The sequence below is a fragment of the Ochrobactrum sp. BTU2 genome (assembly GCF_024539785.1).
Taxonomy (GTDB): Bacteria; Pseudomonadota; Alphaproteobacteria; order Rhizobiales; family Rhizobiaceae; genus Brucella; species Brucella anthropi.
The window spans coordinates 602129-628339 of record NZ_JAHWRG010000004.1 but is presented as its reverse complement, the minus strand read 5'-3'; the positions used below and the strand labels follow the sequence as shown (position 1 = coordinate 628339).

Sequence of the window (26211 nt, the reverse complement as noted above, 5' to 3'; positions counted from 1 at the left end):
AGTTATCCCGTCCTGCTCGTGAAGATTTCCGGGCTGAATTCTTCCAGCAGGTTCGTTGCCGATTTGAGGTCAAGATGCGCCTTGATGGGCAGGTGATCGGATGCCAGGCGCGCCAGTGGCGTGTTGTGTACTTCAACCGATGTGACGAGATTGTGCGGTGCTCCGAGCACGCGATCCAGCGCAAAAACCGGGAACCGCGACGGGAAACTCGGGACTGCTGTGGCGACATGGTTGAATGTCGGCATGAGGGCAGCGAGTGACGAGCGCTTGCCGATGCGCCATTCGTTGAGGTCGCCGATCAGCAAGGTCGGCACCGTATCGGCTTCCTGCAAGGCAGTAAGAATACTTTCGGCCTGCTGCTCACGGGAGCGTTTCAGAAGACCAAGATGCGCGGCGATCACGCGCAGGGGGCCTGCCGGAAACTGCAGGTCCGCAACCAGTGCACCGCGCGGTTCGACACCGGGAAGCTTGAGCTGCTGCACATTGCGCACCACACCTTCACGGAACAGAAGCACATTGCCGTGCCAGCCGTGGCCCTTGGGCATTGTCGCGGTAATGGGGACTGGAACGAGCCCATGGCGGCGCTCAAGCAGGCCGAGATCAAGCAGGCCGGAACGCTCGCCGAAACGCCTGTCGGCTTCCTGCAGGGCAATCACATCCGCGTCGATTTCACTGATGACTTCAGCCGTTCGTTGCGGGTTGAACTGTTTGTCGATACCGATGCATTTGTGGACATTGTAGGATGCAATGACGATATCACCGCCGGTAATATTGGCGTTGAGCGGCCTGAAACCCGGCCTGTTCCGGATAGCAGTCAGGATGGACTTCGATATCCGGTTTGGTTCTTTCTTTTTCAGCACCCGTTTTTCACCTGTCAGGTATTCTGTTCTGAAAGACTATGACTATACCGGAGAAATGAACCGGCGATCAGTCTTTATATAGTCAGATTGTATCTCTGTTTGAATAGCAATTCCCTACACAATCAGGCGATCTCAATATCCGAACGCAGAGGATGCTGGCATAGTTCCCAACCTCATCTTGCAATGAAACGGATCAGCCTGTCAGTGAGGCCGGTATAGGGCGGCTTGATGAGGTCGCTCGGAGCCGGGGCATATTTGGTCAGGACGGGCATTGCCTTGGAAAAGGTCAGAAAACCGTCATGGCCATGATACTGGCCCATACCGCTTGCACCCACACCGCCGAATGGCAGGCTGCTGCAGGCGAAATGGTAGAGCGTGTCGTTGACGCAGACGCCACCCGCAACGATACGGCTGAGCATCATTTCAATTTCTGCAGTGTTATCGCTGAAGCAGTAAAGCGCCAGCGGACGGTCAAGCTTGAGAACAAAGCCGATTGCATCGTCGAGCAGGCGATAGCTGATGATCGGCAGAAGCGGACCGAAAATCTCCTCCTGCATGATCGTGCTGTCGGCGGCAGGTTCCAGCACGAGCGCAGGCGCCATTGATCGCGGCTGTTCGGAGCTTGCCGGAAGCTCAATGACGGCCTCGCTCCTGTTTGCGGCATCGGCCAGGAGTTTCGACAGCCGCGCTTCCTGAGCATCGTTGATGATCGTCGTGCGGTCTTTTTCCGCTGATACGCTGCCGTAACGTGCCTGCATTTCGCCTCGCAGAAGGTTCACGAATTCGTCGCGCTTGCTGTGATGGATCAGAACATAGTCAGGCGCGATGCAGGTCTGCCCCGCGTTGAAGAATTTTCCCGTCGCGATCGCTCGGGCGGCGCGTTTGAGATTGGCGTTTTCGCTGACGATGGCAGGTGACTTGCCGCCAAGCTCAAGCGTCACCGGGGTCAGGTTTGGTGCCGCCGCCGCCATGATCTTGCGCCCGACAGCAGTGGAGCCGGTGAAAAAGAGATGGTCGAATGGCAGCGATGCAAATTGTGCTGACAGGGAAGCATCGCCAAGCGCCACGGTAACACGATCCTCCGGGAACACATCGGCAAGCAGGCTTTGCAGGAATTCGGCGGTGCGTGGCGTGTGTTCTGATGGTTTCAGGAAAACGTGGTTCCCGGCTGCAATTGCCGCGACAAGCGGCGCCAATGCCAGATTGACCGGATAATTCCACGGCGCGATGATCCCCACCACGCCGAGCGGAACATAACGGATTTCGGCCTTGGCGGGCCACATTTTCCAGCCTGCCTTACGGCGTTTCGGTTTCATCCAGCGCTTGAGATTGTGCAGGGCATCATCAATTTCGGAAAAGACGACACTGGCTTCACCGAGCAGGGTTTCGTGCAGCGAGCGATTCCCAAAATCCGCGCTGATGGCCTTCGCCATTTCATCCAGTCTTGCTTCGAGCCGCTCGCGCAGGCGCTTCAGGTCGTCCAGACGCTGCTCATAGGCAGGGCGGTCTTCAAGCCATGCGTGACGCAGGCGCTCGAATGAGAGCTGCAATGCCTGTTCTTCAGTTGTCATAGGCAAAATCCTCCGTTGAACGGGCAAAGAGGAATTGCGCAGCATAATAGGTTGCAAGCACCCACAGACCGTTCAGCGGAATGTCGAGGCTGAAGCGTCCATAAGCAAGCAGCGTGTCGCTTGCCATGAAGAAGAGGCCGCCTGCTGCCGCGAGCCATGCGGCATAGCGCTGTGGCGTTTCCGGCTCGGTGCCGAGCGCGCGGCTCATCGCCTGCGCCGCCATGATGCCGAGCGCTGCGGCATAGATGACGACCGGGATTTTCATCGACGTCGGCAGCGACGACCAAAGGCCTGCTATGATGGCCAAGGCCGCGATGGCAAAAAGGACGAAAACGCCTTTATGCGCGGCAAAGCGCGTATGGCGGCAAAGCGCATAGATATAGGCGCAATGGGTGATGAGAAAGCAGATCAGGCCCGCCATGAAATAATCGCCGGGCAACATCAGGAAAAAGTCCCCGAGTGCTGCAAAAGCCAGGCCAAAGGCGACGGCAAAGCCATAGGATTTCGATTTGGGGCGTTCGGCGCAAAGGACGGCGGCGAGCAGCAGCAGGGTTGCGGTTGGCTTGGTCAGATAGTGCAGCCAGCGCCAGGCGGAATCCTCGCCACTATAGCCCATGAGACTGCCCGCAATGGCGCAGATCGCGCAGAACAGAAACAGGCCGTAAAGCGTTCTGTTTCTCCCGAATTCCAGCAAGCCTTTACGGCGCATATTCGCTCCCCGTTATTATATTTGTAAGCAAATGAATTTGAGCAAAGGACGTCGGATTGTGCCGCCAATTGCGAGATCAGCGCAATAGGCACAATTCATAGGGCTGTTGACAAAGCCTTGCCGAAGGGGCGGGTTCTCTACTCCAATGGTTCGGGAAGCCCGGCTGGAATCAGGAAAGGTTCTTACGTCGCTCGATTTCTTCTTCCGATGGGTGGTCCATCGCAAAAGATCCGGTCTTGAGTTCGCCTGAACGCTGATAATTGGCAATGATGACGCCGCTGGGCGATGTGGTGGAGCTGACCAGCTTGAAGGCTGATGGCACGGATTGCCCGTCGAAGAGACGCTTACCTTTGCCAAGGATGACCGGATAGATCAACAGCCGCAACTCATCGACCAGATCGCTGGCAAGTAACTGATGGACCAGTTCGCTGCTGCCCGAGACTGACAGGTCAGGGCCTTCGGTGGCCTTGATGGCTCTCAATGAGGCGATGATATCGTCGCCCAGCAGTTCACTGTTCTGCCAGTTCAGGCTTTCCGGCCTGTGCGTCGCGACATATTTCGTTACATCATTGAACATTTTGGCGATCTCGCCTTCGCCGGATACGAAGCCGGGGTCGTTGGGGTCTGTTACCTGATGCGGCCAGTGGGCAGCAAAAATATCGTAGGTGCGTCTGCCCAAAAGCAGGTCGAACGGCTTGGAAAAGCTTTCACCCATGGCTCCGGCAACCACATCGTCCCAATAGGGCACTGTCCAGCCGCCATATTCGAATTGGCCGGTACGATCTTCCTCCGGCCCACCTGGCGCCTGCATCACGCCGTCGAGGCTCAGAAACGTTCCAACAATGATCCGTCGCATGATTTTCCTCCCAGAAAGCCCGCCACGCGGGGCCTACCTTACAAGGTAGGGGCGGATCAGGATAGATGCGGGCTGTCAGGAGGTATTTCTGCCGCCTTGCGTCTCTTGCGCTCTAGGAACGATGCCAGATCGTCGCTTTGTTTTTCTGCCAGCCGTTTCGGTGCAGCAGGGGTGTGTCGTCATCAGCCAGTGGCCAGCCGATGCACAGATAGAGGCTGAAGCGCCAGCTGGGCGGAGTCTTGAAAAGCGTTTCCATTGCATGTGGATCGAGAATGGAAACCATACCGACGCCAAGCCCGAACGATCTTGCCGCCAGATTGAGATTCTGGACCGCCATTGCCGTGCTGTGCTCCAGGGTATTGGCCATGGATTGTCTGCCGAGGCCTTGCCCTTCGACGGGCGCAGTCTCGGTAAAAATGGCAAGCTGCACTGGAGCAACGCGGATGCCTTCCAGTTTCAAATCGCGGTAATGCTCCGCGCGCGAGCCTTCATAGATTTGTGCGGCCGACCGGTTGGCTTCCAGAAAGTTGTCGTGCACCGCTGCACGTATTGCAGCAGTTTCAACTGAAATCACGCGCCAGGGGCGGGCATTGCCGACGGAGGGAGCATAATCCATCGCTTCGTGCAAAGCATCGATGATTCCGCCGTCTATGGCTCTATCGCTGAAGTGACGGACATCGCGCCGCCATTTCAGCAATTCGAAGAAAGCGTCGCGTTCGGAGGGAGAAAACTGCATCGACTGCCAAATCTGTTGGTCGGATTAACCGGCTTGAAGCTTGATCCTGTCGGGACGACAATCCAGAAACAAAAAAGCCCGCTTGCGCGGGCTTTTTGAGGTGCTTCTGGACCTTGGTAGTGGTCTGAAGACTTGGAAATGGTGCCCAGAAGAGGACTCGAATCACCTGGATATTTCTCTTCTGAATCAACGGTATAGCCTTTTGTCCGCCTAAGTCATACCGTGTTTCGTACCGTGCATCCCTACTCATAACCAATTGATTTCAATCAGTATCAATCGGTATCAGTCCAGAAACGTATCGTTGAAGTTCTCGATCAGGTCAATGCGTTCAGGCCCGACGTGATACTCCCCTCCACGTTTCCGCACGACGATTTCCGTGCTTCCTCTGACTTGTTCGCCGTATTTGGAGATGATTTCAGTCGGGAAACGAAGCGCGTCAATTTTGAAAGGTTCTGTCTGGGTTACGCCCACAACGGAACACTTCTCGTACTTGTTCGTAATGGTGAAACGAGCCGTGCCTGTTTCGTCAAAAGCCGTCCCGCTGCTCACATGAACACGATGCTGGCGACCTTTGATGATGGCATAGAAATCGACGTAAGCTGCGGCTTCATCCGTGACCTCGGGGATGGCGCATTGCCACCCGCCAAGTTGAATGAAACCGATGAGGCAATTGCGAAGCCCGTCGCCCATCACCTGCAGTCTCTGCTTCAACGCACCGTCGATTTCAGGGATATTGCCGCTCAGTAGCCAGGCAGGATCGACGCCCAACACCTTTGCCAGAACTGTAAGCTTCTTATTCCGGGGACGAGAGTGTCCGTGATACCAGCGATGGACTGACTGCAAGGTGACATCCGCACCATTCGTTTTCAGTTCTCGCATCAGCCACGTTAGACGCCCGTCCATCAGGCCGGGTGCGCGGGGATGGTTATCAAGGGTGACTTCCATTCTTTTTGCGAAGAGTGGGTCGACCGCTGGCTCTTTCAGAGTACCGTCGTGCTTTGTCATTTTTGTAATCCCATTACTCTGCGTTACGTAACGGGTAGTGACAAAATGGCACGTAGTCAATTTAAAAGTTACTAGTTCCTTTAAAAGTTAGCTCGTGATTCTCTATATTTGTCAATAAGGTTAACGCGGAAAGCTCGCATAATCGAGTCTTGAGTCTGCGAGCGGTCGCTGAGTAGCAGCAGCATATCTTCGTCATATGTCCCGCGTGCGATAATGTGGTGTACCGTGACAGGACGCTTCTGCCCCGGTCGATGAAGACGCTTTCGGAACTGCAAATAAATTTCCAGATCGTGCAATAGACCGTAGAAGACCATGATGTTGCCGCCGAACTGCAAGTTCTGTCCGTGCCCCACCGACTGAGGGTGCGCGAGCAGCATGTCAATTTCGCCGTTGTTCCACGCGGCCTTCTGCTTGCGCACGTCGCCTTGTCCGAAGACTATGGCTTTTTTGAAGCGCTTCTGGATGCGGGCGAGGTCAAATTTGAAGTTGTAGCCGACGAGGATCGGCTGGCCGTTGGCTTGCTCGACTATCTCTTCAAGCGCGTGGAGCTTCTCGTCGTGAATGTGGATGTCACGTCCATCTTCGTCATAGATCGAGCCGTTGGCCGCCTGCAGGAGCTTCCCGGCCAGGACGCCATTGTTAACCGCCTCAACATCCCAAAGCTCTGACACGAGTGTCTTCTCGAAGCGGTGATACTCTTTGAGCGCCTTCGGCGGCAGATCGACCTTGAACGTTTTTGGCAGCAGTGGCGGGAGTTCTGGATAATCGTCGTCGTCGAGCGAGAACATAATGTCGCTCAGCTTGTCCGTGATCTGCTTCTCGGCACCCTGCCGGGGCGTCAGATTCCAGCCCATGTAGTCGGCCTCGAACCAACGCTGCTCGAACTTGGTGCGACTGGTGCCAAGGCGCTCGCCCAGGTCTGCGATGTAGGCGAGGCCCCATAGGTTACGCAGTCCCTTCGGCGCCGGTGTGCCAGTCATCAGAACAATGCGTTTGGTCAGTTTCCGGGCTTTAGCCGCAGCACCGAAGATGCTCAACTGTTTGAGCTTGGTGCGCTTTTTTGCGTTCTTGAACACGGAAGCCTCGTCGACAATGATCATGTCGTAAGGCCAATTCTTCCCATTGCCGAAATAGTCCCAGAGCCAAGGCAAGGCTTCCTTGTTGATGATGTGGACTTCGGCCCCGTCAGTGGCGATCCTGCGGCGTTTCCACTCCTTCACCTTGCTTTTGTGGCGGTTTGCCCATTTAGCGGCATCTGACGCCGCAAGCCCGATGGTATCGCGGGCGAACCGATACTCACTCTGTCGGCCGGCGATGACATCATCATCTTCATCCTCTGCGCGAATGAGCGACCAGTCGATGTGTGAGAGGTGTGCCCAATCTGAGAACTCATCTGGGAAGGTGGCTTTCGCGACGAGGAGGGGGGCTATGATGAGGACGCGACGAACGATGCCGTCTTCGAGGAGGTCATCCATCGCAGTGAGGGCGGTGACACTTTTCCCGGCGCCCATGTCCCATGCTAGGATAGTCGCCTCGTTGTCGTAAATCTGATCTACGCCCCACTTCTGGTATCTGCGCATGTCGCGTCGCCGGATGCCATTGCTCATGCCAGATCCTCGATGTCAAACAGGCGACGGGCCTGCGAAACCGTGCTGACAACGCGGACGTCAAAACCGAGGGCACGGAGCCGTTTGTGCTCACGTGCTTGTTGCTCGCTCGGTTCCTTTCCGGGCCGCTTATGCTCAACGATTATCAGTCGCCCGTTTGGTCCAAAATACCAATCGTCCCCGGCGCCGCGTCGCCCCTGATAGACCACTTTTCGATGCAGGAAACCTGCCCGCTTGGCCGCTTTGTTGGTGGTTTGAACGACTTCCCATTCGCCCACATCTTTCGTGAACCGGGGCCTCATCAAGCAGCCTTCTTTTTCTTGATAGGCTTGCCGATCAGGTCGTCGTGATAACCAATGTCTTGCAGAATTTGCCGCGCATCGCGGACATAAGCTGCAAAATCGACATCCGACGGAAATTCATCAGGAAGCTCCATCAGCGGACGGCAGCCGTCGCTCTGAGGCACCCGGTTGAGGTTCGTCTTGTAGTGGAGCGCACCGAGAGATTGCGTGGAGCGGTAGTAGCGGACAGCCTTGCCGAGGTACTCAGCGCCACTGGCGTCGAATTTAACACCGGGCTTCAACACCTTGCCGGTCTTCTCGCTGATGCGCTCGAACTCGACTTCCCTCACTCCGTATATCGCCCCGCCGTTGACGGTACGGACAGTGACGAACTGACGAATATCTCGGCACTTCCTGATCGTTTCTGAGATCGGGGTGCCGTGTTCGAGGAACTGAGCGACGGCCTCCGAGCAGATGTCGTTCGCCGGGTTGACCTTGGCCTCGAGTCCGGACTTCGCGTAGAGACCCTTGCGCTTGGTCCCGCCACCGGCCTTGAGCGCGAAATACGAATTGACGCTCGACTGGTACATCGCCTTGTAGGGCGTCTCTTCCATCTCAAACGAGGTGGCCTTCTGCCAGTCCGCGATGATCTCGCGCATCAGTTCCAACTGTGACTCATGTGGGCGCACGACGATGCCGTCGGTATTGCCGCTGGCGACCGAAATGCCTTCGTCTTCGAGCCATTCGATCAGCATCAGCAGCGACAACTGGCCCGTGAGGGTCACGGTCAACATCAGATCGTGCGAACACAGAACGGAATATGGCGATCCGAGCTTCCCGAAGGAGCCGTTGATCATGATCTTGCCGCCTTCATTGGCGACGTTCTCGACCTGCCACTCTGCTTTGAGTTCCGCCAGACGCTCTTCCATAAGCTCCGATGGTCCGTTTGCCTGCTTGATGCGGGCTTCCAGATCGTCGATTTCTTTTTGCAGGGCCTTGGCTGCGGCCTTCGCCTTGAGGCGACGTTCGACGATGGCGCGGTAAACCTTGAGGAACGCCTTGCCGAGATGCTTCGGATACAGGCCGAGATTGAGGATAATGTTCGGGTAGTAAGAGGCCACGTCCACGTCGAAGAGCAGATAGCCATTATCGGCGAGCAACTTCCGGTTCTTCTCGGACGAGTGCAGCCCGCCGATCCCCAGGCGATAGATGCTGTCGCCGATCCGTATCTCCGCTTCCGAGAGGAAGTCTGGCATCAGCACCTTGCCCCCGAGCGAGATGCGGAAATCCCAATCCTCGATCATGTCGAGAATGCGGTTCAGATCGGGGTTACGGAACTTGATGTAGCTCGGCGCCCGGTAGCGGAATTTCATGCCGCCATGCAACTCGGGCTTCTTCACGCGCTGGCCGAGGAGCTTCTCGACCTGCTTTTTGATTACTGCTTCTGCAAGCTGCGCGTCGGACTTTGAGCGCAACTCCAGCCCGTACTGCTTCCCCATGGCGGTGCGCAGATCAAGCTGCGTCTTCAGGTTCTTATGGAGGAGTTCGGTAGCTGCGAGGTCGTTTTTCCAGTAGGAATAGACGTTCTCAATCTCTTCGTCGCTGAGCCGTAGGTTCGGATCATATGGCAAGTCCTGCATGCGCTTGCCATGCATACGACCATTGTAGATTTTCAGTGATGCTTTGCCGGGGGCGACTTCTATGAGGTCGATAAAATCGAGGTTTCGCGGCACTGTGATGCCGTACTCGTCTTCGGCTTCCCACGATTTCATGCCACCGACGATGATGTCGTCGCGCAGTTCCCTGAGTTCTCGGACGGTCAGACCGGCGATAGCGCCGTAGATAATGAGAAGATCGAAGCCGTTCAGATTGAAACCGATGATCCGGTTGCGGCGCATGAACTCGCGCAACCAATTCCGATCTTCTTTTGACAAGCGCTCGTCTGGACCGAATGCCTCAACAGACCAGACCTTCCCGGTCGCTTTGTCCCTGAAGCCGATCAGAAGATAATTCGGATAAATCTCTGTGTCGTTGATGCAGGTCTTCTTCATGCCGCCCTCAGAGCGGCGGGGCGGAATTGATCCGCCCACACACGCTAACTTTTAAAGTGATTCTCTGGTCAAGCCAGATCGTCTTCGTCGCGGGAACGACGACCACCACCACGACGGGAGCTACGATCATCGTCGTCGCGAGAGCGGCGGCTGCGGCGTTCGTCCCGATCATCGCCACCGTAGTCATCACGGTCGCGGGAACGGCGACTGCGGCGTTCGTCCCGGTCGTCACCCTTGTCACCGTCATCATCCCTGTCGCGGGAGCGACGGTTGCGGCGGTCATCGTCACCGTCATCGTCCCTATCGCGGGAGCGGCGGCCACGGCGGTCATCGCCACCGTCATCGTCGTCATCACGGTCACGGGAGCGACGGCGCGAACCGCGATCATCATCCTTGTCGTCGTCATCGTCCTTGTCGCGAGAACGACCACCGCGACGAGAGCCGCGATCATCGTCATCCTTGTCGCGGGAACGACCGCGACCCCGGCTGCTGCCGCGATCATCGTCGTCATCATCGTCGAACTCATCGGGATCGAGCGGTGCGGCACCGAATGCATCGCCGTCGTCACGGAATCGAATACCTTCCAGCGAGGCGTTGATACGCTTGCCGAATTTGTTGTCCTGCGCCCAGACACGGACAATCATGTCCACGAAGCAACCCGAATACGGAGCCTCGTCATCGCCTTCCTGAACGTCCACTTTGTCGCTGTCGAGAATGCGCGGCTTCTTGGCATTCGATGCCGAGACGAACATCATGCCGTCGTAGCCGTCGTAATCCATGTTGCTGCCGTCTCGCAGCGGGAGCTTCGCTTCAGGGAACTTAGGCGTTTTTCCGCCAGACCATTTGTGCGCATCGATCACGTAGTCGATGGCGTCTTCCATCTTAGCGATATTGGCCTTCCCCTCGCGGGTATCGGGGTCGAGCAGCGCGTTCGCCGAGAATTTCGGCTCACTCTGACTTTCCCCGTCACTGCCGCCGTATCGCTTCGCCTTGTAGATATCGGCGAAGGACAGGCGCACGTTCTTCAACTGAACGCGAGCCGGGTCTTTCTTCTTCTCTGCCATGATTAGAGCCTCCTTTATGGCGTCTTTCACTTTAAAAGTGATCCTAACTTTAAAAGTGATTCTCAGTCGTCGTCATCGAACAGGTCGATGATCGTGGAAACGGCTGGACGAGCGTCTTCCGCTGGCACCAGCACGGGTTTCTTCTCGCCGTTATCGACGAGACGTTTCAGCTTCATGTATTGCTTTTCGGGCAGGGTTTTTTCCGCCTGCGTCGGCGAGATCACCTTCTTGCTGTAGACCTCTTCATCCGGCAGCAGATTTTTGAGCCGAGCCTCTGCGGTCTCGTTGTCCTTCCACTTGCGCGGGGGAGAACGACCTTCGACAGCTTTCAGGCCGGGCGTGGGGAAGCCCTTGAGGGCGTCGTCCAGCGTGTCGGCGTGAAGTCGATCGAGGAATTTGTTGATCATGGGGCGGTGCTTCACAATGAAGCTCCGGCGCTCCGGTGTTATCAGCGACGGGCGCGTCATACGCATTGGCAGATCGTGCTCGGCTGCCTCGTCCATTTCGTCGAACTCGTCGATGAGCATGTCCAGATTGAACTTCTGGTATGTCTCACACGTCATCTTCTTCGCGCCGGGACAGTAGGTGCTGTCGCAGTGATCGCCTGCGGTACACGGTGCATTCGGGTCACGAGTCAACCGGGCGCGTTTCTTCACCCAATCTCCGAAGTCGAGGAGTTCATCCAGGCTGATGTCCCATTCGCCACCACCACCGGGCGCACGAGGTTGCCAGATGATGAGCCTGAACGTCTCTATGTCGGGATACCGGCCACGGATATAATTGTCATAGACCCCGAGGCCATAGATGCGAAGCTGGTCGTTCTCGACTGGCGAGACAGGGATGTAACCGAACTTGTGATCCCACACCGTCACGCGACGCTTGCCAATGATAATCACGTCAGAAGTGCCAAACTGACCCGGCATCCACCGACCCAGATCGACACGCTTTTCTATGAGGAGTTTGCCCGGTATCGCGTCGATTTCATCGAGACCGAACTGCAACATTTCGGCGATTTCATCGGTCACTTCGAGGGTGACGTTGTTGAGCTTGTGCGTCTCGCCAATGAAATCATAAGCGTCCAGGTCGTCGTGCAACGCCCGTTCCATCAAGCCGTGCAGAAGTGTCCCTTCGTCCGCCGCGTCATTGGAATCGTCTTCTTCTTCGAGGGCTTCGATGAAGTTGACCGATCCGAGGCAGCGGAGCCATCTACGGGACGCTGAGGGGCTGAGACGGGCGTGCGCACGCGGAGCCATCAGGACTCCATCTTTGCTCGCACGAGGCAATCTTTTGCTTCGAGGAGTTTACGCAGCCCCTCATCTTTTTCGGCGCAATCAGGGAGCGTATCGTCCATCTCGCGAGCGAGGTCGCCGATGGGCTTGCTCACTTCCCGCAAGCGCGGAGGAAGATGCTCATATGCGAAATATTTCAGGATATGTGATGCCATTGGATGCTCCTGCGGCTGGTTGAGTTATTGGACCAGACGGAGCTTCGGCTCCCGCGAGCGCTTGGCTGCGGTGATCTGGCTACTTGTGATGAGAAAATGGTCGGCACGAGCTTCTGCCGATTGGCGCGCTTCGGTGTCGTTCGGGTCAGTCGGCCCATCCCAATTGAGAAAGACCTGCACGAAATGTTCGCGCAGCGCCCTCGAATAACTGCTCATGATGTTCTCCATGATCTTCAGGGGAACGGCGGATGCGGCTGCTGCTTGGGCTAACCGCATGGCGAGCCGCCGCTCACCAGAAGACCCCGCAGAGCAGGGTCGCTTGGCTCAGCCGATGGCGCTCTCGGGCCACCAGTTTTCAACAAGACGGCCATCGCCTGCCTTGTAGCGAACGAGGTAACGATCTTCGTCGATCTCATATTCAGCGCGCCCGACAACGACGCCCTGTTCACCGCTCATGGCGAGGGTGACAGTCTGACCGAGTTCTAACTTCCACTTCTTCATGCTGTTCTCCTTGCTGCATAAAGACCCTGTGTAATCACAGTGTCTAACTTTAAAAGTGATTCAAAGATCAAGCGAGATCGTCGTCTTTGTTACCGGAGTCGCCGTCGTCACCGAGACCTTCAAACGGGTCTTCACCGGCCTTGTAGGTTTCGAGCATGTCGAGAGCCTTCTGGCGGTCGCCTTCTTCGATCTCGCTCATCTTCTTTACGCCGAAATGGCCGACAATATCGACGACGAGGGCGCGGCGATCCTTGTATTCAGCCTCGTTATCCACGTCGAGGAACTCTGTGGTCGCTTCGCCCATTTCTTTTGCAGAAGGCACCTTTTCCTTCTTCGAGGAGGCGCGGGAGCGGGAAGCAGCCTTCGGTTTATCCTCGGCCTTCGGCTTGTCGTCGCCCTTCGCCGAGGACTTCGCGGCAGCGGCCTTATCGCCCAGACCGCCCTTCGCCGCCGAAGTCAGGAATTTCAGCAGTTCGCTGTTTTCCTTGATGGCTTCACGAAGTTCAGCGATTTCCTTTTCAAGGCTCATAGAATGTTCTCCTGTTTGGGTTTTTAGCAGTCTCGTCTGAGAATGTGCTCCACTAAAATCACTTTAAAAGTAAGTTGTCAATTATTAAAATCACTTTTATAGTTATCACAAATCGCTACTCTGAAAGGTATGAAATGCGCAATGTAAAACCTGCGGTCGCCATCGGTCGTTTCGTCAATGGTCGTCAACCGAGTGCCCTTTACAAACTGCTTGTCGAGAAGCTCCCAGAGCACCGTTTTCAGGAAAAAGGTCGCGATATCCTCGATGTCGAGAAGATCGCGGCTGACTTGGTGGTGAAGAACAAGCAGACCGTCTATGTTTGGACGAAGAAAAACTGCATTCCGGCGAATCGGATGCGGCAGTTCATTGCTTTGGTTGGCTCCAAACTGACGGTCGAAGACCTGACGCCATTTATCACCAGCAAATAACTCCCCCTGTTTCCTCTTAAAAGACCGGAAATTAGGGGGCGAAATGCATAGTTCTATGATCTTGCAGTCCGTTTTCGGACGCGCAGACCCTCTTCGTCACATTCCAAGCCTTCATGCGGAGGCGAGACATTGTTGAAAGAGGCTATACGGCTGGCGAAAGCTGGCTTTTCTGTCATTTGGCTGAAAAACCGTTCAAAAGCGCCGGTCGGCAAAGACTGGACCGAACTGCCGACCATGAGTGTCGCGGAACTGGACAAGACATACGTCCCAGGCCGCAACATTGGCGTTCGTCTCGGCGAACCGTCCCGAATCGAGGGCTTTTACCTACTCGTCATCGATATGGACATCCGTGACGAGGGATACACGCGGATCGCGCGTAAAAAGCTCGTCGATCTGCTGCAATTGCCAGATTCTGAGGCGCTATATGACTTCCCCACAGTTATTTCCGGCTCAGGTGGTGAGTCCCGACACTTCTATCTGCTGTCTGAGAAGCCTTACAGGTCGAAAAAGCTATGGCATAGTGATGAAAAGATCGAAGGCGCCGACGGCAAATTGCACTGGTGCGCCGAGATTGAGTTGTTCGGCACCGGCAAACAGGTCGCGCTTCCGCCCTCAATTCACCCGGATACGGGTAAAGAATATCGATGGGAAAGTCCGTTTGACCCAGAGCAGACACTCATTCCGACCATCGAACCCGATCTTCTCGATGAACTGACCGGCGAAGACGATGAATATGATGTCGAATTGGACGCCGATCCGCTCGGGATCAGCTATGCCGAGGCCGAAGACTACCTGAAGCATCTCGATCTGCCAGACTGGTGCGACGACCGCGCCGGATGGGTAAAGGTCGGCATGGCGCTGCACCACGAGTTCGGCGGTGCGGTCGAGGCAATGCACGTTTGGGCCGACTTTTCGAAGCAGTCGCGTAAATATCAGGCGCGAGTGCTCAAGGATCAGTGGCGCTCATTCAAATTCAGCAAGGAACGGCCCGTCACCTTCGCCAGCATCGTGCAGGCGTCGAACGACTGCCGGTGGCAGGCAGAATATGATGCGATCGCCGACGAGTTCGACGACATCGAGGATGAAGAGCCGGAGACAGAACCCGAGATCGACATCGCCGACGAGTTCGATGACTTGCCGCCGCGCGAGGGTAGGGAGAAGTCAGATCAGCCGAAGGTAAAGGGAGTTCCGAGACGCCTCCTGACGATCCCCGGCAAGCTTGGCTTGGCCGTCGATCACTACAACGCAACATCCACCCAGACGCAGCCACAGTTCGCCGTGCAGGCAGCGCTCGCCCTCGGCTCCGTCGTTGTGGCGCGCAACTGGTCGACCACGCTCGACAATCTCGCGTCGATGTATCTCGTCAATCTGGGTGCCACCGGCTCGGGCAAGGAGTTCGGGCGTAAGTTCCTGAGTCGCGCGCTCACCGAAGCAGGCGTCGCCCATCTGATGGGGCCGAACAAGTACGCCTCCGAAGCTGGTATCATGGGCGAGCTTGCCTGGAAGCCGCGTCACGTCACCGTTTATGATGAGTTCGGCAAACTTCTCGCCAGCACCGGCAAGTCGTCGAACACGAACCTCCGCGATGCACAGACGATGCTCATCTCCCTGTTCGGCATGCTTGATGGCGTGGCTCTGCCGACCTCCTATTCAACGAACGGAAAGTCGAAAGAGCAGGTCGAAGCGATGCGCTCCATGATCGTGAAGCGTCCCGCCGTCACCATGCTCGGCCTATCGACCCCGGAGACATTCTTCGACGCCCTGTCGCAAGATGATGTCGCCAACGGCTTCCTCAACCGTCTTCTGGTCGTCAATAGCCGTGAGCCTCGTCGCGTGGAGCAACCGCGTCGCTGGAAGCAGATCCCGAAGGCATTGCAGAAGTGGATCGTCGAGTACGGAAACCCGGATGGCGATGATGATTTCCTTGCTCAGGAGAGTGCGACAGAGGTCGACGAGCCTATCGAAGTACCGTTCTCGGATCGGGCGCTACGTCGGCTCGACGAGATCGCGCAGGAAGTCGTCGACCTGATGAACCAATATGAGCCATCGCGGCTGGATGGCATGTTCTCTCGTTCTCGCGAGATAGCGATGCGTATCGCCTTGGTCGTCAGTGCTTCATGCAACAGCAAGCGCATCGAGGAAGATCACATCAATTGGGCGTGGGACTACGTTATTTTCTACACGAAGGAAATGGTAGCCAACACGAGAGAGATGATGGGCAGCGGAAACGTTGTCCGTGTCGCTGACCATTTGGCGACGGTCATCAATGCTGCCGGTGCGAAGGGTGTCGGCATCGGAACCCTGATGCATGGTGACGTGACATTCGGTCGAATGAGCGAGCGGGAGGTGAACGAGGTGATTTTCAGACTCGAAGCCAAGCACAACATTTTGAGTGTCGTTCCGCGCGGTCGCGGTCGTCCGACGAAGAAATTCGTGCACGCTGATTACGTTAAGGCGAAAGACGACAGATAGTGCGCAACACGCAAATTGAGAAAAAGAGGCCCGCTTCGAGCGGGCTTTTTTGTATCCGCAGTTTCGTGTCGTGAATCTCGCGCCCGATTTGTTGCGGAATATCCGCGGTGCGCAACGCAGAAAATAAACATAGCTGGACTCCCTGTAAAATAAGGAATCTCGAAGTGTTGCGGACTATTTTCTGAATTTCCGCGGGGAGGCGCACATGTACGAGGTGCGAAGTGCGAAAACACGCAGTTCAACATAGAGGCACAGCCCCCCGCGGATATTCAGAAAATAAAACACACATAAGATAATGTATTGAAACTACAGTGTTTTTTAGCATTCGATTTTCTGCATTGCGTCCCGCGGATATTGCAGAAAATCATTTTGGGCGATCTTGTCGATTCCAAAATCAAAACGCTCATCACCCCCGGCTCTGCGCCCCCCGCGGACCACACCCCCAGGAGGAGGGACCCGAAGCCGGGCACGTGTCTATCAGTGTCAAGCGGCTTCACGCGCTATCAGGCAGCACAACGCGCGCCCGGTCACGCTCTATCAGTGTCAATGTGTTTCAATTGCTATCAGTCACGCGCAATCACATTCACATATTGTCAGGCTATATCAGGCGCGCACTAGCAGGCTCATGCACCTGCAGTCATGCACATGCACGGGCTTGATTGTTCATGGTCTCAATTGAAACGATTGCCTAATCCATCCTCGATCTAGGCTCATGGTTTAGCTCTATAGGCTGCATACCAGGCGCGCATATGAAGCGATGCACCTGCAGCGCGTCATAACTGGCGCCTTGCCGCTCACTTTTATATTGACATAATCACTTTAAAAGTTATTATGCCTACACGAACTAACAAGGAGTCAGTCATGCCCGCCGTGCCAGCCTACCGCCTCGCAAACGCCACCATGTCAAAGGCAGACAAGGCCGCTCGCGCATGGGTCAATGGTTCCCGCCCTGCCGCTCGCAACGCCTGCCACACGCTCGCGCCTGTCATACATGCCAGCACAACGGATAAGGCTTTCGATTATCGGTTCGCGGCCTTGAGCATGGTTGCCGTCATGGCGTCCGCCTTCATAGGCGCATCGCTCGCGCTTATCTAAACAATCACTTTTAAAGTTATTCGGAGTCACACAATGATAAAGACGTTCGCACTTATCGCGCTCATTCACGGGCAAGCCTACACGATGGATTATGACATGTCCTATGACGACTGCCGTCTAGCAATGGCGGAAGGCGTTTCAACCATTCAAATCGACGTGGACTCGTGGATTGACGCTAAAGGCGCTCAAATCATGTGCGTTGTCGATAACGCTGAATAAGGGGAACGGATATGAAGACACTTGCAGATTTGCAGCGCGAGCTATCCGAAACCGATGACGGCCAAACGTTCATGAAAGCCGGTTTCGAGGTCGCACATATGGGCGGCGGTTGCCTCGCGTGGGAGCGTTATCAATTCGGACTTGGCTTGACGCTTCGCATTACGGAGTCGGAAGGCGTTGACGTTCGGTTAGGTGACGCGCATGCGGATAACCCCGACAAGCCCGATGCATGGTTGATAGGGCTTTACACGTCCGAGCATTGCGAGGGCTTCTATATGGAAGCGGCGACTGCAGGCGAAGCCGTGGCGGCATGCCTTGCGCTTGTATTCCGGTTCATTGTGAAGCGCGACCTTGCCGCTCATCTGGTCGACATAGACGAACGGAACGCGGCCTATAAGGCGGCGGGCAAGCTGGACATTTGCGCAACGCATGATTTCAGCGATGCGAACATGCTTATGCTGGAAGCGTGGGAAAAGTTCTGTTTGAAGCCGATGCGCCCGCATGTGCAAGCTGATGCGGATTTGTGGAACCGGGCTTGGATCATTGCCCACTCGCGGCCTTTCAAGGAGTCCTGATATGGATAATCAATGGATCATAGTTGCCGGTTCAATGGGTGGCGGTTTCTTCTTTCATGGGCCTTTCGATAGCCCGGAAGAGGCGCAAGAACATGCCACTTCGAACGGTTTCGGCACATGGGAGGTTTCGCCCTTGCAAGCGCCGCATGAGTCCGATTGCCCGGCAGTTGACGGCATGGGTTGCCGTTGTGGGGAAAGCAATTAGCGCGCCCGGCCTGTCACTTTAAACGTTATTCGAGGAGTCAGAACGATGAATGAAGCCCTTAAAACCGCTTGGCATGATAACACCGTCCGCATGCAGGATGAGCCTTTGACGTTGCTTGTGCAAAGCTATCGCTGGCACCGCTTGCGCAATCGCGCATGGTTTTCGCCTCATGGGCCGGTGCGAGGTCCGATTGATGCAGTCACGGCGTTGCGCAATGCCCGCGAGGATGTTGAAGCCGGAAAGCGCCGCTATCCGTCCGAGTCCGGTCCTGCAGTGTCATGGCAGTCAAACGACAAGCCGCGCTCATCCGATCGGCTTGCATATGTGGAGTCGCCTGAAAAGGCAGGCTTGCGGTTTGTTGGGCGCGTCATGGCCAATTGTGGCGGGCGCAACGGTATATGGGACACTCGCGACGATTCGGGTTGGTTTACCGATCCAAACGCTGATGTTTTCAAGGATGGAACCGGCCTTTGCTATGGCCTTGTGTATCAGTTGCCGGGCAGGGGCGGCAAAGCCCGCTTTGTTGCCGGTTATCAGTTTGGCGGTTGCGACGGCGGGCCTATGATCGACTTTGGAACCGTGTTTGAAGAGCCTGCAGCAGAACTGGTCTTTGGTAGATACGGCAATTACTGGTCATGGCAGGATAACCCGCGCGAAATGGATGCGGCTTTGACTGCCGCCCGATCCGCCGATCATATGGCGAAGCGCGAGGCGGAACATGAGCGCGAATATCAAACGGCATGGCAGGCGGGCAATCTTTACGCCACGGCAAAAGAGGAAGTAGCCGACAATCGCGTGACGTGCCTTGCGTTGCTGGCGGATCGACGGAAAGCCCGCGCGAACGGCCTAGCCGGTTATGACGCCATTTGCGCGGCAATTCGTGACAAGGTTTCAGGCTATCTTTCCGACATATCGGACGCTCGCGAGAAAATGGCAAAGCTTGCCAGTGGCGATTATCAGAAAGGTGAAACCTGGTATGGCTTTTTTACGGGCGACGCCAGACTCCGCGCGGCTTTCAATGACGGCGCGGGCGAAACAGTTTTGAAGTGAATCACTTTTTGCGCTTGCATAATAACTTTTAAAGTGATTATGTGTTGCCAGACAAACACGGCAAAGGAGTCATGCCATGAAAAATTATCCAGTCGTTTCGGAAGAATACGCGCATTCAATCAATGGCGTTTCCGGGCGCATGTTCGCCCGCACAATCGGCGGCAATAACTACAAGTCGGAAACGTTCACAAGTCAAAAGTGGAGCGCAAGCCGCGAGTATAAGGACGGTTCCGCAAAGTTGCGCATGCGGGTTAAAATCCGCTTTGATGATGAATATCGCAATGGGCATAACACGTTTTCAATCACATGCGTTATTGACGAATGGCGTGGGAATGCATGGCGCGACTATGGCGGCGGCGAGGCTCATGATGAGATTGCGCGGGTATTTCCAGAATTGGAACCGCTGATTAAGTGGCACCTTTGCAGCACCGATGGTCCTATGCACTATGTTGCAAATGCCGTCTATTTCGCAAGCAACAGGGATCATAACGGCCTTTTGGAAGGCGAAAAGCGCCAGATTATAAACGGTAAATCTAAGCTTCCAGCATGGCAACTTGTGGCGATTGACGCGAGCGGTGCGGAAATTCCGCTCTATTCGCTTGAGAAATACGCGGACGCGGCAGAAATGCCGAACGTTCCCTATACGCTGGAATATCGCCCATGGTGCCGAGTTGGTGAAGGCAAAGCCCGTGACTTTGATGCGGCGCGACGTGCCGCAGTTTGGCCGGAAGCTACTGAAGAACAATTGAGCGCGGATAAGGCCGAATTGACGGCAATGTTAAACGCCCGCTTGCCGGAAGTAATTGCCGAGTTGCGGAACGATATCGAAGGCGCGGGCTTCCACTGGAAAGCCTTGAAAGCTTTGGATGAATAATCACTTTTAAAGTTATCACTTAACATTGTGAGGAGTCACACAATGGCAAAGCCGATCATGCTTCTAACCACTATCCCGTTTGACGGGTTTTACCATTCCATTTGGTCTAGCGAGATTGACACGCAAGAAGAGTCGCATGTCGAATATCAGGCCGACGAAGGTCAAGCCGAGGATGGAGTCGCGGAAGAATTGCGACTTGGTCAAAACGAAATTGCGCAAATCCTTTTCGATGTTACAGAATATCGCGCCGCATATCTGAAAATCGCGCAATGGTATGCGGAAGCGTTCGACTCGTGGGCGGGCGAACAATTGGGAATGACGCGCAAGGCTAAGCGCAATCGGTATGATTATCAGACGGAAAAAACCGTTGTCGAAACTTATGACGCGGATTCCATCGGCCTGAAATTCGAGTCGATGGACTCGCCACGTGAATACAATTTCGCGACCGATCGGATTTTCTGCCATATCCCGCTGAAAACCGTCCGCGCCTTATTCAAGGCCAGCAAGGCCGAAAATCATATCAGTTTGCGCGCTGCTATCCGCGAGCGCTTCACAAGCTATGACGGCTTCATATCTCATTATGATAACGCGCTGGATTCGTGGTTAGCCAAGCCTTTGCAGGAATGGGACCATAACGAAATTGAAACGTTGCTTGTCGCCATGACGGGCGAACCGGAAACGATGGATTTTTATTATCGCATGGGCGACTCGTGGGGTTATCAGGCATGGGAAAGCGCCGTTGACTGGTCGCGATACGACGCAAAAGTCGCGGAATTGCGCGCTGAAAAGCTTGCCGATATTCAGGCCGATAACCCGGATTATGTGCCGCCGTATCGTTGCCCGGAAACTGCCGACATGTTTGCACGGGAGTCGCGGGTATGAGATTCGCAACGTTCTATAAGCATTCAACCGGATATGTTGCCGGGTCTATTCCGCCCCGATTCGACGGTGAAAAGAAACCTATTCCCGCATTGGGATCGGACGGGATTTATATCTTTGACGGGCGCTATTCAATTGATAGTTGCGCCGCTATTGCCCGCGACATTTGCCGCAAGCGTTCATTCATAGGCTTCACGCTTGAAAGCGGCGAATCCTTCACGCGCTCGCATGTTGTTCGTAAACTGGAATTGTTGGAGTCGCGGCCATGAAATGCGGCGATAAAGTCAGATACACGCAAGCCTATTTGAGCGCGCCATGGGCGAAAGGCCGCGACGGCATTTATGAGGTGTTAGCCGTTCAATCCAACGGCTTAATCCTCATTCAAAAGCCGGAATTAGTCGGGCTTGTTAGCTCGCGTGAAGCTTATCCGGAATGGTTAGAACTGGCGGAGTCGTCAAATGTATAAAGAATCTATCATTGAAACGAAGGCTCAGGCGCTGGCGCTCATTAACTGGAAAAGCAATTTGCTTTTTTACCGCGATGAAAGCGGACATGCGATTCACGCCAACAAAGAAAAGGTAGAGTCGGCGTGGGGCTTAGTGGATTTTTTCACATGCACCTATCCGAACCCGCGACGGCTTGAACCTATTTCCGTTCGCATGCTTATCGGCGCTAACGCCTATGCATGCATAACGAAGGGCGGACGGAAAACCGACATACTTTTGCAAGCCGGTAAAAGCGCTCAATCGTCATTGCGTGAATATGCCGTTGAACAACGCGAGCGGGCAAAGCGGATTCTGGAAATGGCCGATTTAGCGGCAATGGCCGCTGATAAGCTGGACTCGGAAAAGGAGTCGCGCTCATGATTAACCCCTATGTGGGCTTTTTGATCGGTTGCGCCGCGTTCGCGGTATGGCAAGCAATCAAGGCGCAAAGCTTGTTACCGCTCGCAATCGTCGCCTTATTGGCTTTCATGTTAAAGCCTTTCCTACCGCCTCGCGATTGACTCCCGCGAGGTACAACGAAAGCCCGGCAGGAATGACTCCCTTGCCGGGCTTTTGCTTGTCTGGTTGATCCCGTGAAGCATTGCCGCCAGCGTTCGAGTCGCTTAGCTAATGGCGACGTGAACCTTTAACCCGATAGCCAATGTGCGATTGTGCCACGGCCTACCGTTTGATTGTTCGCAATCTCTGTCAATTCAAAGCCCGTTCCCATGTGGAGTCGGGCTTTCTTTTTGCCCGTGTTTAGGCCGATCCCGTCGCGCCTTTACTGCCGATTCCGGCCGTATTTCCTAATCGAACCATTAAAGCCCGCTGGCGCGTTTCTTGTGTCTGGCTTGTCATTCCCTATCCGAGTCCATTGCCACGCGCTGGCAGGTGGATTCCGTGACGGGTAGGTGCCGCCTGGACGCGATGAATGACCGCCTGGCCGCCCATTTCGAAGGGCAGTCGGGCCGGTTGCATCCCGTCCTCCTCGATCGAGGATCGACCGGGAACAGGCCGCGCCGGATCTGCACACGCTACCTTGGAGCTTTGGCGTCAGTTCTGGCGGCGCTACCTTGGAGCTTGAGATGGCGTCGTTACCTTGGCGTTCCAGACGGCTAAGCGATCCGCTACCTTGAAAAAATCTTCGGAGAAATGCGTTGGTGATATTGCCAACGGCAGAGATTGTTGGTATAAACACCAACATGAAAGCAACACGTATCCTCAACGACCGGAGACAGATCAGCGACAACATGTTCGCTCAGATGGTCATCTGGCATGTGCCTGCCCCGTTGAAGGGTAGCGAGCACCAGTTCAAGTACCGTCTGGCCTTCGTCGTCGATGGAGTATGCGTGATGCGCTACGACAACGAGGCAGGCAAGGGCGATCACAAGCATATCGGTGAGCGCGAAGTGCCTTACACCTTCGAGGGTATCCGGCAGCTTCTTGAGGATTTCAGGGCAGACATGGAAGGATGGATCGATGAACACGCTTAGAGTCAGAGTTCAGACTTACGACGACACCATTGCCGAGGTCGAGGCTCGGGCTGCAATGGCGGCTGCGGGCAGGGCCGTCGAGGATCGCTCGACGTTCACGTTCGACAATTGGAGCGTACTGGTCAAGACGCTCTCGGCTACGCGCATGGAGATCATCCGAGCGATGAGCGGTCGAGGCGCGATGAGCGTCAGGGAGATCGCCCGTCGAGTTGGTCGAGATGTGAAGAACGTCCACGGAGACCTCGACGCGCTGGCGAAGAGTGGCCTCGTCGACAAGGGGGACAGCGGATTTGAGTTCCCGTTTGATCGCATCCACGTCGAGGTCGACATCGAGGCTGCGGCCTGACCTGCGGAAGCGGATAAACGAATCCGTTCTGTAGTTCTGCCAAAACGAATCCGTCTGTGAGTTTCGGCAAAACGGATTCCGCCGTGAGTTGAGCCATACGAATCCGCGCATGAGTTCGAGCCGATCCTGAGAAATGGAGTCGGAAGCGACTTTGTGCTTGCTGAATAACTTTAAAAGTGATTATATAACTTTAAAGGAGATCGACAATGCAATTCATATTGGAGGTTCCAAGCGCTCAGTTCGTCAGCGTCTACGAGCCGATCTATTCGCAGGACTTCCCCTGCTATTACAGCGTCAGTTTCGACCACCGTTTGCTCCCAGATAAAGCGCAGGAGTTGCTACGTCCGGAGATCGCAAGCTCGTTGAGCAAGCCGCTCGCACTACCCTCGCATGGGCTGCTGCGCGCATCCTCGCAGCGCCGACCACTCGTGATCCCGCTGAGAGGTCATTGGGATGCTGTCCAGAGGGTGCTGATGGACGCCGACATGTGCAACCTGAAGCGCGATCTGTTGCTCAGGGATACGCCGGCCAAGCTCAATTGCCGCATCTACGAGTATCGCAGTTCACACGGAAGCGGACATAGCATCGCCCTTGAGTCCGTCCAGGTGGACGGCAGCGCCATGCGCCAGCGGTTCAACCTGCTTATTGAGGAAGCCCGCGCCCTCAATGACGAGACCGAAGAAGATGAAGCGGAGAATGAGGTGGCGCTATGAACAGCCTGTTTCGCGACCTCCTCGCTTTAGGTGCGAGCCTCGTCGGCAATTTGCCCGCAGGGTCAGACCTTAGCAGCATCCGGCATCCACGAGCGCCCTATAAGCAGCGTCTCACGAAAGCTGAGAGCAAGAAGCGCCAGACCATCAAGGCAAAGCGCGCCAAGGATAAGGCGAACCGTAAGAGGGCACGGGGATGAAGTGGGAAACCGTTGATGCTCGGCAGGAACGGGCCGATAACCTGACCGTCTATCATATGAAACATGACCATAAGAATGGCTGCTGGCGCATCGTGTTCAGGGACGAGCACGGCGAGGACATAGCCCTCAAAGTCGCGTGGCTCACGATCTTCTGGAACAGTGACGGCAAGCCGGTCGATGATGGTCATCTTAAAATTGGCGACATCGTGAGTGTCGTAGCGGACAACGAGCACAAGGTTGCCCGCAGCATCCGGTTCGTCACAGGCATCGAGGATGCTGTGAAGAAGGCCGTTGAGTTCGCCCGCGACTACCTCGGCGACAAAGAGGACGCCACCTACGTTCGGCGCAGAATACAGGTTAAGGCATTCCTCGAATCTGTGGGTAAAAACAAGGTCAGCGAACTCAGTGCAACCGAGGCCGAGCGCTTTGTGCGAGAAATTGATCGCCTGACTTTCTCGGTTTCCCACGACGAGGTGCGAAGCCAACTGCCGGAGATACTGACTGAACATCTCAACGCCCTCGTAATGGCCGCCGCGACCTACGGAATGTACACAGCCCAGGGCGTCAATGTCGATGACATCGAAGCTTCGATCAAGAAGCAAGAGAACGCGCGCAGAGGTCTTGAGACTATCATTTGGGGGCTGCTGATATGAAGTGGGAATCGATCAACGACCGCGAGGATCGCTCCGATAAGCTGACAGTGGTGGGAGGGCGTTTCCGTACATCTCACGCCGACTGGTTCATCACATTGGCAGATGAGAAGGGTGCGCAACTCGAACTCAACGTCAACAAATTCACACAATTCGTCGACTCGACGGGCGGATCGGTCATCAGCCTCAGTGACAATGATGTGGTGCGGGTCATAAGCGACAAGAAGCACAAATACATGCGAGCCGCGATGATCGTCACGTCTGCGCAGCCGGTCGAGTTGGTCGACCATCTGCCGAAGCCTGTTAGGCCCGTGAGGGACGCCACGAAGGCCGAGCGCACCGAGATCGACCTCATCGCCGCCGGTTTCGTCGACGCATGGACCCCGCCGAAGGACGTGCGCAATGCCTTCATCGACATGATCGACGAGGCCGAACTGACCGAATCTGTGGCGTTCCTGATCACACAGGCGATTTTGCAGGATAGGGGGTTGAGATGAACCTTACTCTTATGATTTTCGAAAACAGCATCATGGCACACCGGGCCGGGTTCAGGGGGCACAGGCATCCTCATGATGCCGACTTGGTTGCATGGTGGCCTGCGGCAGGGGAAACCTCGATCTCTGCGATGCGGTTTCCACGCATCATCGTCTCGGCGGAAACACGCCTCCCCGGTGAATATGAGCACTTCCTGCGCTCAGGTCAGCGCGTATTCGAAAACCCGATCTGGATTGAGCTATGAGTGACCGCCTTGATGAAGCCTTCGAACAACTCCGGCGATACGCGGGCGAGCCTGACGACCGGGTGCTGAGATTGGTCGAGGTGCTCACTGACATCAACGATGATCTGCACAACATGCGCAGTCCGGAAACAGTAGCCGAGGGCATTATGAAGGCGAACGAATTACTGGTCGAAATCGCCTTCAAGCCGGAGCTTGTGTTCACCGTCCATCAGGACAAATAAAAAGGCCGCCCATCACAGGGACGGGCGGCTAGTCTGGAGGCTCAGGAGCAACCAAAGCCTCCTCTCAGAAGTGAAGAATGAATTACGGCGCTTTTGGCGCTTCGCCGGTCTTGATCGTAGTGGCGATCTCTGTGAACTTCGTCTTCAACGCATCGCCGAGACCGGTAAAGGCCGCGATAACAATGACTGCCATCAGAGCGGCGATCAGGCCGTATTCGATTGCTGTAGCGCCACTTTCATTCTTACGAAACTTGCGGAAAATCTTCATCATGGTAATGCCCTCGTTTAACCCTATACCCTGTTACCTTAATTATTCGTTTCGAGGCGTTTTGCTTCGATGGGGCTATTACTACCTT

Annotated in this window: 35 protein-coding genes; 19 read left to right on the top strand and 16 right to left on the bottom strand. The window is 55.4% G+C overall.

Annotation, left to right across the window (positions count from 1 at the left end; translation table 11 throughout):
- Positions 1-2 precede the first annotated feature (2 nt).
- The 15 genes from KWJ32_RS15585 to KWJ32_RS15515 form a co-directional block, all read right to left on the bottom strand.
- Positions 3-860: an endonuclease/exonuclease/phosphatase family protein gene (locus KWJ32_RS15585; protein WP_010659390.1), complete on the bottom strand. Its 858-nt coding sequence runs from the start codon at positions 858-860 to the stop codon at positions 3-5.
- Between the two features lie 173 nt (positions 861-1033).
- Complete coding sequence (locus tag KWJ32_RS15580) at positions 1034-2431, bottom strand: coniferyl aldehyde dehydrogenase (protein WP_012091422.1); 1398 nt, start codon at positions 2429-2431, stop codon at positions 1034-1036.
- Positions 2421-3140 carry a lysoplasmalogenase gene (locus KWJ32_RS15575; protein ID WP_012091423.1) on the bottom strand — a complete coding sequence of 240 codons (720 nt, stop codon included), beginning with the start codon at positions 3138-3140 and terminating at the stop codon, positions 2421-2423. The genes KWJ32_RS15580 and KWJ32_RS15575 overlap by 11 nt, the downstream gene beginning before the upstream one ends.
- Before the next feature lie 169 nt (positions 3141-3309).
- The gene (locus KWJ32_RS15570; protein WP_040129111.1) at positions 3310-3996 is read right to left on the bottom strand and encodes a dihydrofolate reductase family protein; all 687 of its coding nucleotides are present in this window, start codon (positions 3994-3996) and stop codon (positions 3310-3312) included.
- A 112-nt stretch (positions 3997-4108) separates the two neighbouring features.
- Complete coding sequence (gene bluB, locus KWJ32_RS15565) at positions 4109-4732, bottom strand: 5,6-dimethylbenzimidazole synthase (protein ID WP_012091425.1); 624 nt, start codon at positions 4730-4732, stop codon at positions 4109-4111.
- Between the two features lie 282 nt (positions 4733-5014).
- Entirely contained in the window at positions 5015-5737 is a 723-nt protein-coding gene (locus tag KWJ32_RS15560; protein WP_256886115.1) for a hypothetical protein, read from the bottom strand.
- An 80-nt stretch (positions 5738-5817) separates the two neighbouring features.
- Positions 5818-7344 (bottom strand): SNF2-related protein, encoded by a 1527-nt coding sequence (locus KWJ32_RS15555; RefSeq protein ID WP_256886114.1) that lies wholly within the window; start codon positions 7342-7344, stop codon positions 5818-5820.
- Entirely contained in the window at positions 7341-7646 is a 306-nt protein-coding gene (locus KWJ32_RS15550; RefSeq protein ID WP_256886113.1) for a hypothetical protein, read from the bottom strand. Before KWJ32_RS15550 ends, KWJ32_RS15555 begins: the two co-directional genes overlap by 4 nt.
- Positions 7646-9676 carry a hypothetical protein gene (locus KWJ32_RS15545; RefSeq protein WP_256886112.1) on the bottom strand — a complete coding sequence of 677 codons (2031 nt, stop codon included), beginning with the start codon at positions 9674-9676 and terminating at the stop codon, positions 7646-7648. Before KWJ32_RS15545 ends, KWJ32_RS15550 begins: the two co-directional genes overlap by 1 nt.
- Positions 9677-9744: 68 nt before the next feature.
- Positions 9745-10740, bottom strand: coding sequence for an ssDNA-binding protein (locus tag KWJ32_RS15540; RefSeq protein WP_256886111.1), 996 nt, complete (start codon positions 10738-10740; stop codon positions 9745-9747).
- A 62-nt stretch (positions 10741-10802) separates the two neighbouring features.
- Positions 10803-11993 (bottom strand): DUF2800 domain-containing protein, encoded by a 1191-nt coding sequence (locus tag KWJ32_RS15535; protein WP_256886110.1) that lies wholly within the window; start codon positions 11991-11993, stop codon positions 10803-10805.
- Entirely contained in the window at positions 11993-12184 is a 192-nt protein-coding gene (locus KWJ32_RS15530) for a hypothetical protein (protein WP_256886109.1), read from the bottom strand. Before KWJ32_RS15530 ends, KWJ32_RS15535 begins: the two co-directional genes overlap by 1 nt.
- 24 nt (positions 12185-12208) lie before the next feature.
- Positions 12209-12400, bottom strand: a complete 192-nt coding sequence (locus KWJ32_RS15525) for a hypothetical protein (RefSeq protein WP_256886108.1) — start codon at positions 12398-12400, stop codon at positions 12209-12211.
- A 108-nt stretch (positions 12401-12508) separates the two neighbouring features.
- The gene (locus tag KWJ32_RS15520; RefSeq protein ID WP_256886107.1) at positions 12509-12685 is read right to left on the bottom strand and encodes a hypothetical protein; all 177 of its coding nucleotides are present in this window, start codon (positions 12683-12685) and stop codon (positions 12509-12511) included.
- Between the two features lie 67 nt (positions 12686-12752).
- On the bottom strand, positions 12753-13214 hold the full coding sequence (locus KWJ32_RS15515) for a hypothetical protein (RefSeq protein WP_256886106.1): 462 nt from the start codon (positions 13212-13214) through the stop codon (positions 12753-12755).
- A 134-nt stretch (positions 13215-13348) separates the two neighbouring features.
- Here KWJ32_RS15515 and KWJ32_RS15510 point away from each other — a divergent pair, with 134 nt between their 5' ends.
- The 19 genes from KWJ32_RS15510 (at position 13349) to KWJ32_RS15420 (ending at position 25855) form a co-directional block, all read left to right on the top strand.
- Positions 13349-13642 carry a hypothetical protein gene (locus tag KWJ32_RS15510; RefSeq protein ID WP_256886105.1) on the top strand — a complete coding sequence of 98 codons (294 nt, stop codon included), beginning with the start codon at positions 13349-13351 and terminating at the stop codon, positions 13640-13642.
- Between the two features lie 132 nt (positions 13643-13774).
- Positions 13775-16114, top strand: a complete 2340-nt coding sequence (locus KWJ32_RS15505; protein WP_256886104.1) for a PriCT-2 domain-containing protein — start codon at positions 13775-13777, stop codon at positions 16112-16114.
- Between the two features lie 861 nt (positions 16115-16975).
- Positions 16976-17209 (top strand): hypothetical protein, encoded by a 234-nt coding sequence (locus KWJ32_RS15500; protein ID WP_256886103.1) that lies wholly within the window; start codon positions 16976-16978, stop codon positions 17207-17209.
- A 33-nt stretch (positions 17210-17242) separates the two neighbouring features.
- Positions 17243-17428 (top strand): hypothetical protein, encoded by a 186-nt coding sequence (locus KWJ32_RS15495; RefSeq protein WP_256886102.1) that lies wholly within the window; start codon positions 17243-17245, stop codon positions 17426-17428.
- A gap of 11 nt (positions 17429-17439) precedes the next feature.
- Positions 17440-18003 (top strand): hypothetical protein, encoded by a 564-nt coding sequence (locus KWJ32_RS15490; RefSeq protein ID WP_256886101.1) that lies wholly within the window; start codon positions 17440-17442, stop codon positions 18001-18003.
- Between the two features lies 1 nt (position 18004).
- The gene (locus tag KWJ32_RS15485; protein ID WP_256886100.1) at positions 18005-18208 is read left to right on the top strand and encodes a hypothetical protein; all 204 of its coding nucleotides are present in this window, start codon (positions 18005-18007) and stop codon (positions 18206-18208) included.
- A gap of 45 nt (positions 18209-18253) precedes the next feature.
- Complete coding sequence (locus KWJ32_RS15480; RefSeq protein WP_256886099.1) at positions 18254-19258, top strand: hypothetical protein; 1005 nt, start codon at positions 18254-18256, stop codon at positions 19256-19258.
- A 139-nt stretch (positions 19259-19397) separates the two neighbouring features.
- Positions 19398-20132 (top strand): hypothetical protein, encoded by a 735-nt coding sequence (locus KWJ32_RS15475; RefSeq protein ID WP_256886098.1) that lies wholly within the window; start codon positions 19398-19400, stop codon positions 20130-20132.
- 42 nt (positions 20133-20174) lie between these two features.
- The gene (locus tag KWJ32_RS15470) at positions 20175-21014 is read left to right on the top strand and encodes a hypothetical protein (protein ID WP_256886097.1); all 840 of its coding nucleotides are present in this window, start codon (positions 20175-20177) and stop codon (positions 21012-21014) included.
- Positions 21015-21276: 262 nt separating this feature from the next.
- Entirely contained in the window at positions 21277-21477 is a 201-nt protein-coding gene (locus tag KWJ32_RS15465) for a hypothetical protein (protein ID WP_256886096.1), read from the top strand.
- Complete coding sequence (locus KWJ32_RS15460; protein ID WP_256886095.1) at positions 21470-21877, top strand: hypothetical protein; 408 nt, start codon at positions 21470-21472, stop codon at positions 21875-21877. The genes KWJ32_RS15465 and KWJ32_RS15460 overlap by 8 nt, the downstream gene beginning before the upstream one ends.
- An 821-nt stretch (positions 21878-22698) precedes the next feature.
- Positions 22699-22989: a DUF6516 family protein gene (locus KWJ32_RS15455; protein ID WP_256886133.1), complete on the top strand. Its 291-nt coding sequence runs from the start codon at positions 22699-22701 to the stop codon at positions 22987-22989.
- Positions 22976-23335 (top strand): helix-turn-helix domain-containing protein, encoded by a 360-nt coding sequence (locus KWJ32_RS15450; RefSeq protein WP_256886094.1) that lies wholly within the window; start codon positions 22976-22978, stop codon positions 23333-23335. The genes KWJ32_RS15455 and KWJ32_RS15450 overlap by 14 nt, the downstream gene beginning before the upstream one ends.
- A 206-nt stretch (positions 23336-23541) precedes the next feature.
- Positions 23542-24048 (top strand): hypothetical protein, encoded by a 507-nt coding sequence (locus KWJ32_RS15445; RefSeq protein WP_256886093.1) that lies wholly within the window; start codon positions 23542-23544, stop codon positions 24046-24048.
- Positions 24045-24245, top strand: coding sequence for a hypothetical protein (locus KWJ32_RS15440; RefSeq protein WP_256886092.1), 201 nt, complete (start codon positions 24045-24047; stop codon positions 24243-24245). Before KWJ32_RS15445 ends, KWJ32_RS15440 begins: the two co-directional genes overlap by 4 nt.
- On the top strand, positions 24242-24898 hold the full coding sequence (locus tag KWJ32_RS15435) for a hypothetical protein (protein WP_256886091.1): 657 nt from the start codon (positions 24242-24244) through the stop codon (positions 24896-24898). Before KWJ32_RS15440 ends, KWJ32_RS15435 begins: the two co-directional genes overlap by 4 nt.
- Positions 24895-25392: a hypothetical protein gene (locus KWJ32_RS15430; protein WP_256886090.1), complete on the top strand. Its 498-nt coding sequence runs from the start codon at positions 24895-24897 to the stop codon at positions 25390-25392. The genes KWJ32_RS15435 and KWJ32_RS15430 overlap by 4 nt, the downstream gene beginning before the upstream one ends.
- Complete coding sequence (locus KWJ32_RS15425; protein ID WP_256886089.1) at positions 25389-25634, top strand: hypothetical protein; 246 nt, start codon at positions 25389-25391, stop codon at positions 25632-25634. Before KWJ32_RS15430 ends, KWJ32_RS15425 begins: the two co-directional genes overlap by 4 nt.
- Positions 25631-25855 carry a hypothetical protein gene (locus KWJ32_RS15420; RefSeq protein WP_256886088.1) on the top strand — a complete coding sequence of 75 codons (225 nt, stop codon included), beginning with the start codon at positions 25631-25633 and terminating at the stop codon, positions 25853-25855. Before KWJ32_RS15425 ends, KWJ32_RS15420 begins: the two co-directional genes overlap by 4 nt.
- A gap of 82 nt (positions 25856-25937) precedes the next feature.
- On the opposite strand, the gene KWJ32_RS15415 is transcribed toward KWJ32_RS15420, so the two are convergent.
- Positions 25938-26126: a Flp family type IVb pilin gene (locus tag KWJ32_RS15415; protein ID WP_256886087.1), complete on the bottom strand. Its 189-nt coding sequence runs from the start codon at positions 26124-26126 to the stop codon at positions 25938-25940.
- Positions 26127-26211: the final 85 nt, after the last annotated feature.

Coding starts and splice junctions, on each gene's coding strand:
- KWJ32_RS15580 (WP_012091422.1), bottom strand. CDS start 2,431: ATGACAACTGAAGAACAGGCATTGCAGCTCTCATTCGAGCGCCTGCGT.
- KWJ32_RS15575 (WP_012091423.1), bottom strand. CDS start 3,140: ATGCGCCGTAAAGGCTTGCTGGAATTCGGGAGAAACAGAACGCTTTAC.
- KWJ32_RS15570 (WP_040129111.1), bottom strand. CDS start 3,996: ATGCGACGGATCATTGTTGGAACGTTTCTGAGCCTCGACGGCGTGATG.
- bluB (WP_012091425.1), bottom strand. CDS start 4,732: ATGCAGTTTTCTCCCTCCGAACGCGACGCTTTCTTCGAATTGCTGAAA.
- KWJ32_RS15560 (WP_256886115.1), bottom strand. CDS start 5,737: ATGACAAAGCACGACGGTACTCTGAAAGAGCCAGCGGTCGACCCACTC.
- KWJ32_RS15555 (WP_256886114.1), bottom strand. CDS start 7,344: ATGAGCAATGGCATCCGGCGACGCGACATGCGCAGATACCAGAAGTGG.
- KWJ32_RS15550 (WP_256886113.1), bottom strand. CDS start 7,646: ATGAGGCCCCGGTTCACGAAAGATGTGGGCGAATGGGAAGTCGTTCAA.
- KWJ32_RS15545 (WP_256886112.1), bottom strand. CDS start 9,676: ATGAAGAAGACCTGCATCAACGACACAGAGATTTATCCGAATTATCTT.
- KWJ32_RS15540 (WP_256886111.1), bottom strand. CDS start 10,740: ATGGCAGAGAAGAAGAAAGACCCGGCTCGCGTTCAGTTGAAGAACGTG.
- KWJ32_RS15535 (WP_256886110.1), bottom strand. CDS start 11,993: ATGGCTCCGCGTGCGCACGCCCGTCTCAGCCCCTCAGCGTCCCGTAGA.
- KWJ32_RS15530 (WP_256886109.1), bottom strand. CDS start 12,184: ATGGCATCACATATCCTGAAATATTTCGCATATGAGCATCTTCCTCCG.
- KWJ32_RS15525 (WP_256886108.1), bottom strand. CDS start 12,400: ATGAGCAGTTATTCGAGGGCGCTGCGCGAACATTTCGTGCAGGTCTTT.
- KWJ32_RS15520 (WP_256886107.1), bottom strand. CDS start 12,685: ATGAAGAAGTGGAAGTTAGAACTCGGTCAGACTGTCACCCTCGCCATG.
- KWJ32_RS15515 (WP_256886106.1), bottom strand. CDS start 13,214: ATGAGCCTTGAAAAGGAAATCGCTGAACTTCGTGAAGCCATCAAGGAA.
- KWJ32_RS15510 (WP_256886105.1), top strand. CDS start 13,349: ATGCGCAATGTAAAACCTGCGGTCGCCATCGGTCGTTTCGTCAATGGT.
- KWJ32_RS15500 (WP_256886103.1), top strand. CDS start 16,976: ATGCCCGCCGTGCCAGCCTACCGCCTCGCAAACGCCACCATGTCAAAG.
- KWJ32_RS15495 (WP_256886102.1), top strand. CDS start 17,243: ATGATAAAGACGTTCGCACTTATCGCGCTCATTCACGGGCAAGCCTAC.
- KWJ32_RS15490 (WP_256886101.1), top strand. CDS start 17,440: ATGAAGACACTTGCAGATTTGCAGCGCGAGCTATCCGAAACCGATGAC.
- KWJ32_RS15485 (WP_256886100.1), top strand. CDS start 18,005: ATGGATAATCAATGGATCATAGTTGCCGGTTCAATGGGTGGCGGTTTC.
- KWJ32_RS15480 (WP_256886099.1), top strand. CDS start 18,254: ATGAATGAAGCCCTTAAAACCGCTTGGCATGATAACACCGTCCGCATG.
- KWJ32_RS15475 (WP_256886098.1), top strand. CDS start 19,398: ATGTTCGCCCGCACAATCGGCGGCAATAACTACAAGTCGGAAACGTTC.
- KWJ32_RS15470 (WP_256886097.1), top strand. CDS start 20,175: ATGGCAAAGCCGATCATGCTTCTAACCACTATCCCGTTTGACGGGTTT.
- KWJ32_RS15465 (WP_256886096.1), top strand. CDS start 21,277: ATGAAATGCGGCGATAAAGTCAGATACACGCAAGCCTATTTGAGCGCG.
- KWJ32_RS15460 (WP_256886095.1), top strand. CDS start 21,470: ATGTATAAAGAATCTATCATTGAAACGAAGGCTCAGGCGCTGGCGCTC.
- KWJ32_RS15455 (WP_256886133.1), top strand. CDS start 22,699: ATGAAAGCAACACGTATCCTCAACGACCGGAGACAGATCAGCGACAAC.
- KWJ32_RS15450 (WP_256886094.1), top strand. CDS start 22,976: ATGAACACGCTTAGAGTCAGAGTTCAGACTTACGACGACACCATTGCC.
- KWJ32_RS15445 (WP_256886093.1), top strand. CDS start 23,542: ATGCAATTCATATTGGAGGTTCCAAGCGCTCAGTTCGTCAGCGTCTAC.
- KWJ32_RS15440 (WP_256886092.1), top strand. CDS start 24,045: ATGAACAGCCTGTTTCGCGACCTCCTCGCTTTAGGTGCGAGCCTCGTC.
- KWJ32_RS15435 (WP_256886091.1), top strand. CDS start 24,242: ATGAAGTGGGAAACCGTTGATGCTCGGCAGGAACGGGCCGATAACCTG.
- KWJ32_RS15430 (WP_256886090.1), top strand. CDS start 24,895: ATGAAGTGGGAATCGATCAACGACCGCGAGGATCGCTCCGATAAGCTG.
- KWJ32_RS15425 (WP_256886089.1), top strand. CDS start 25,389: ATGAACCTTACTCTTATGATTTTCGAAAACAGCATCATGGCACACCGG.
- KWJ32_RS15420 (WP_256886088.1), top strand. CDS start 25,631: ATGAGTGACCGCCTTGATGAAGCCTTCGAACAACTCCGGCGATACGCG.
- KWJ32_RS15415 (WP_256886087.1), bottom strand. CDS start 26,126: ATGATGAAGATTTTCCGCAAGTTTCGTAAGAATGAAAGTGGCGCTACA.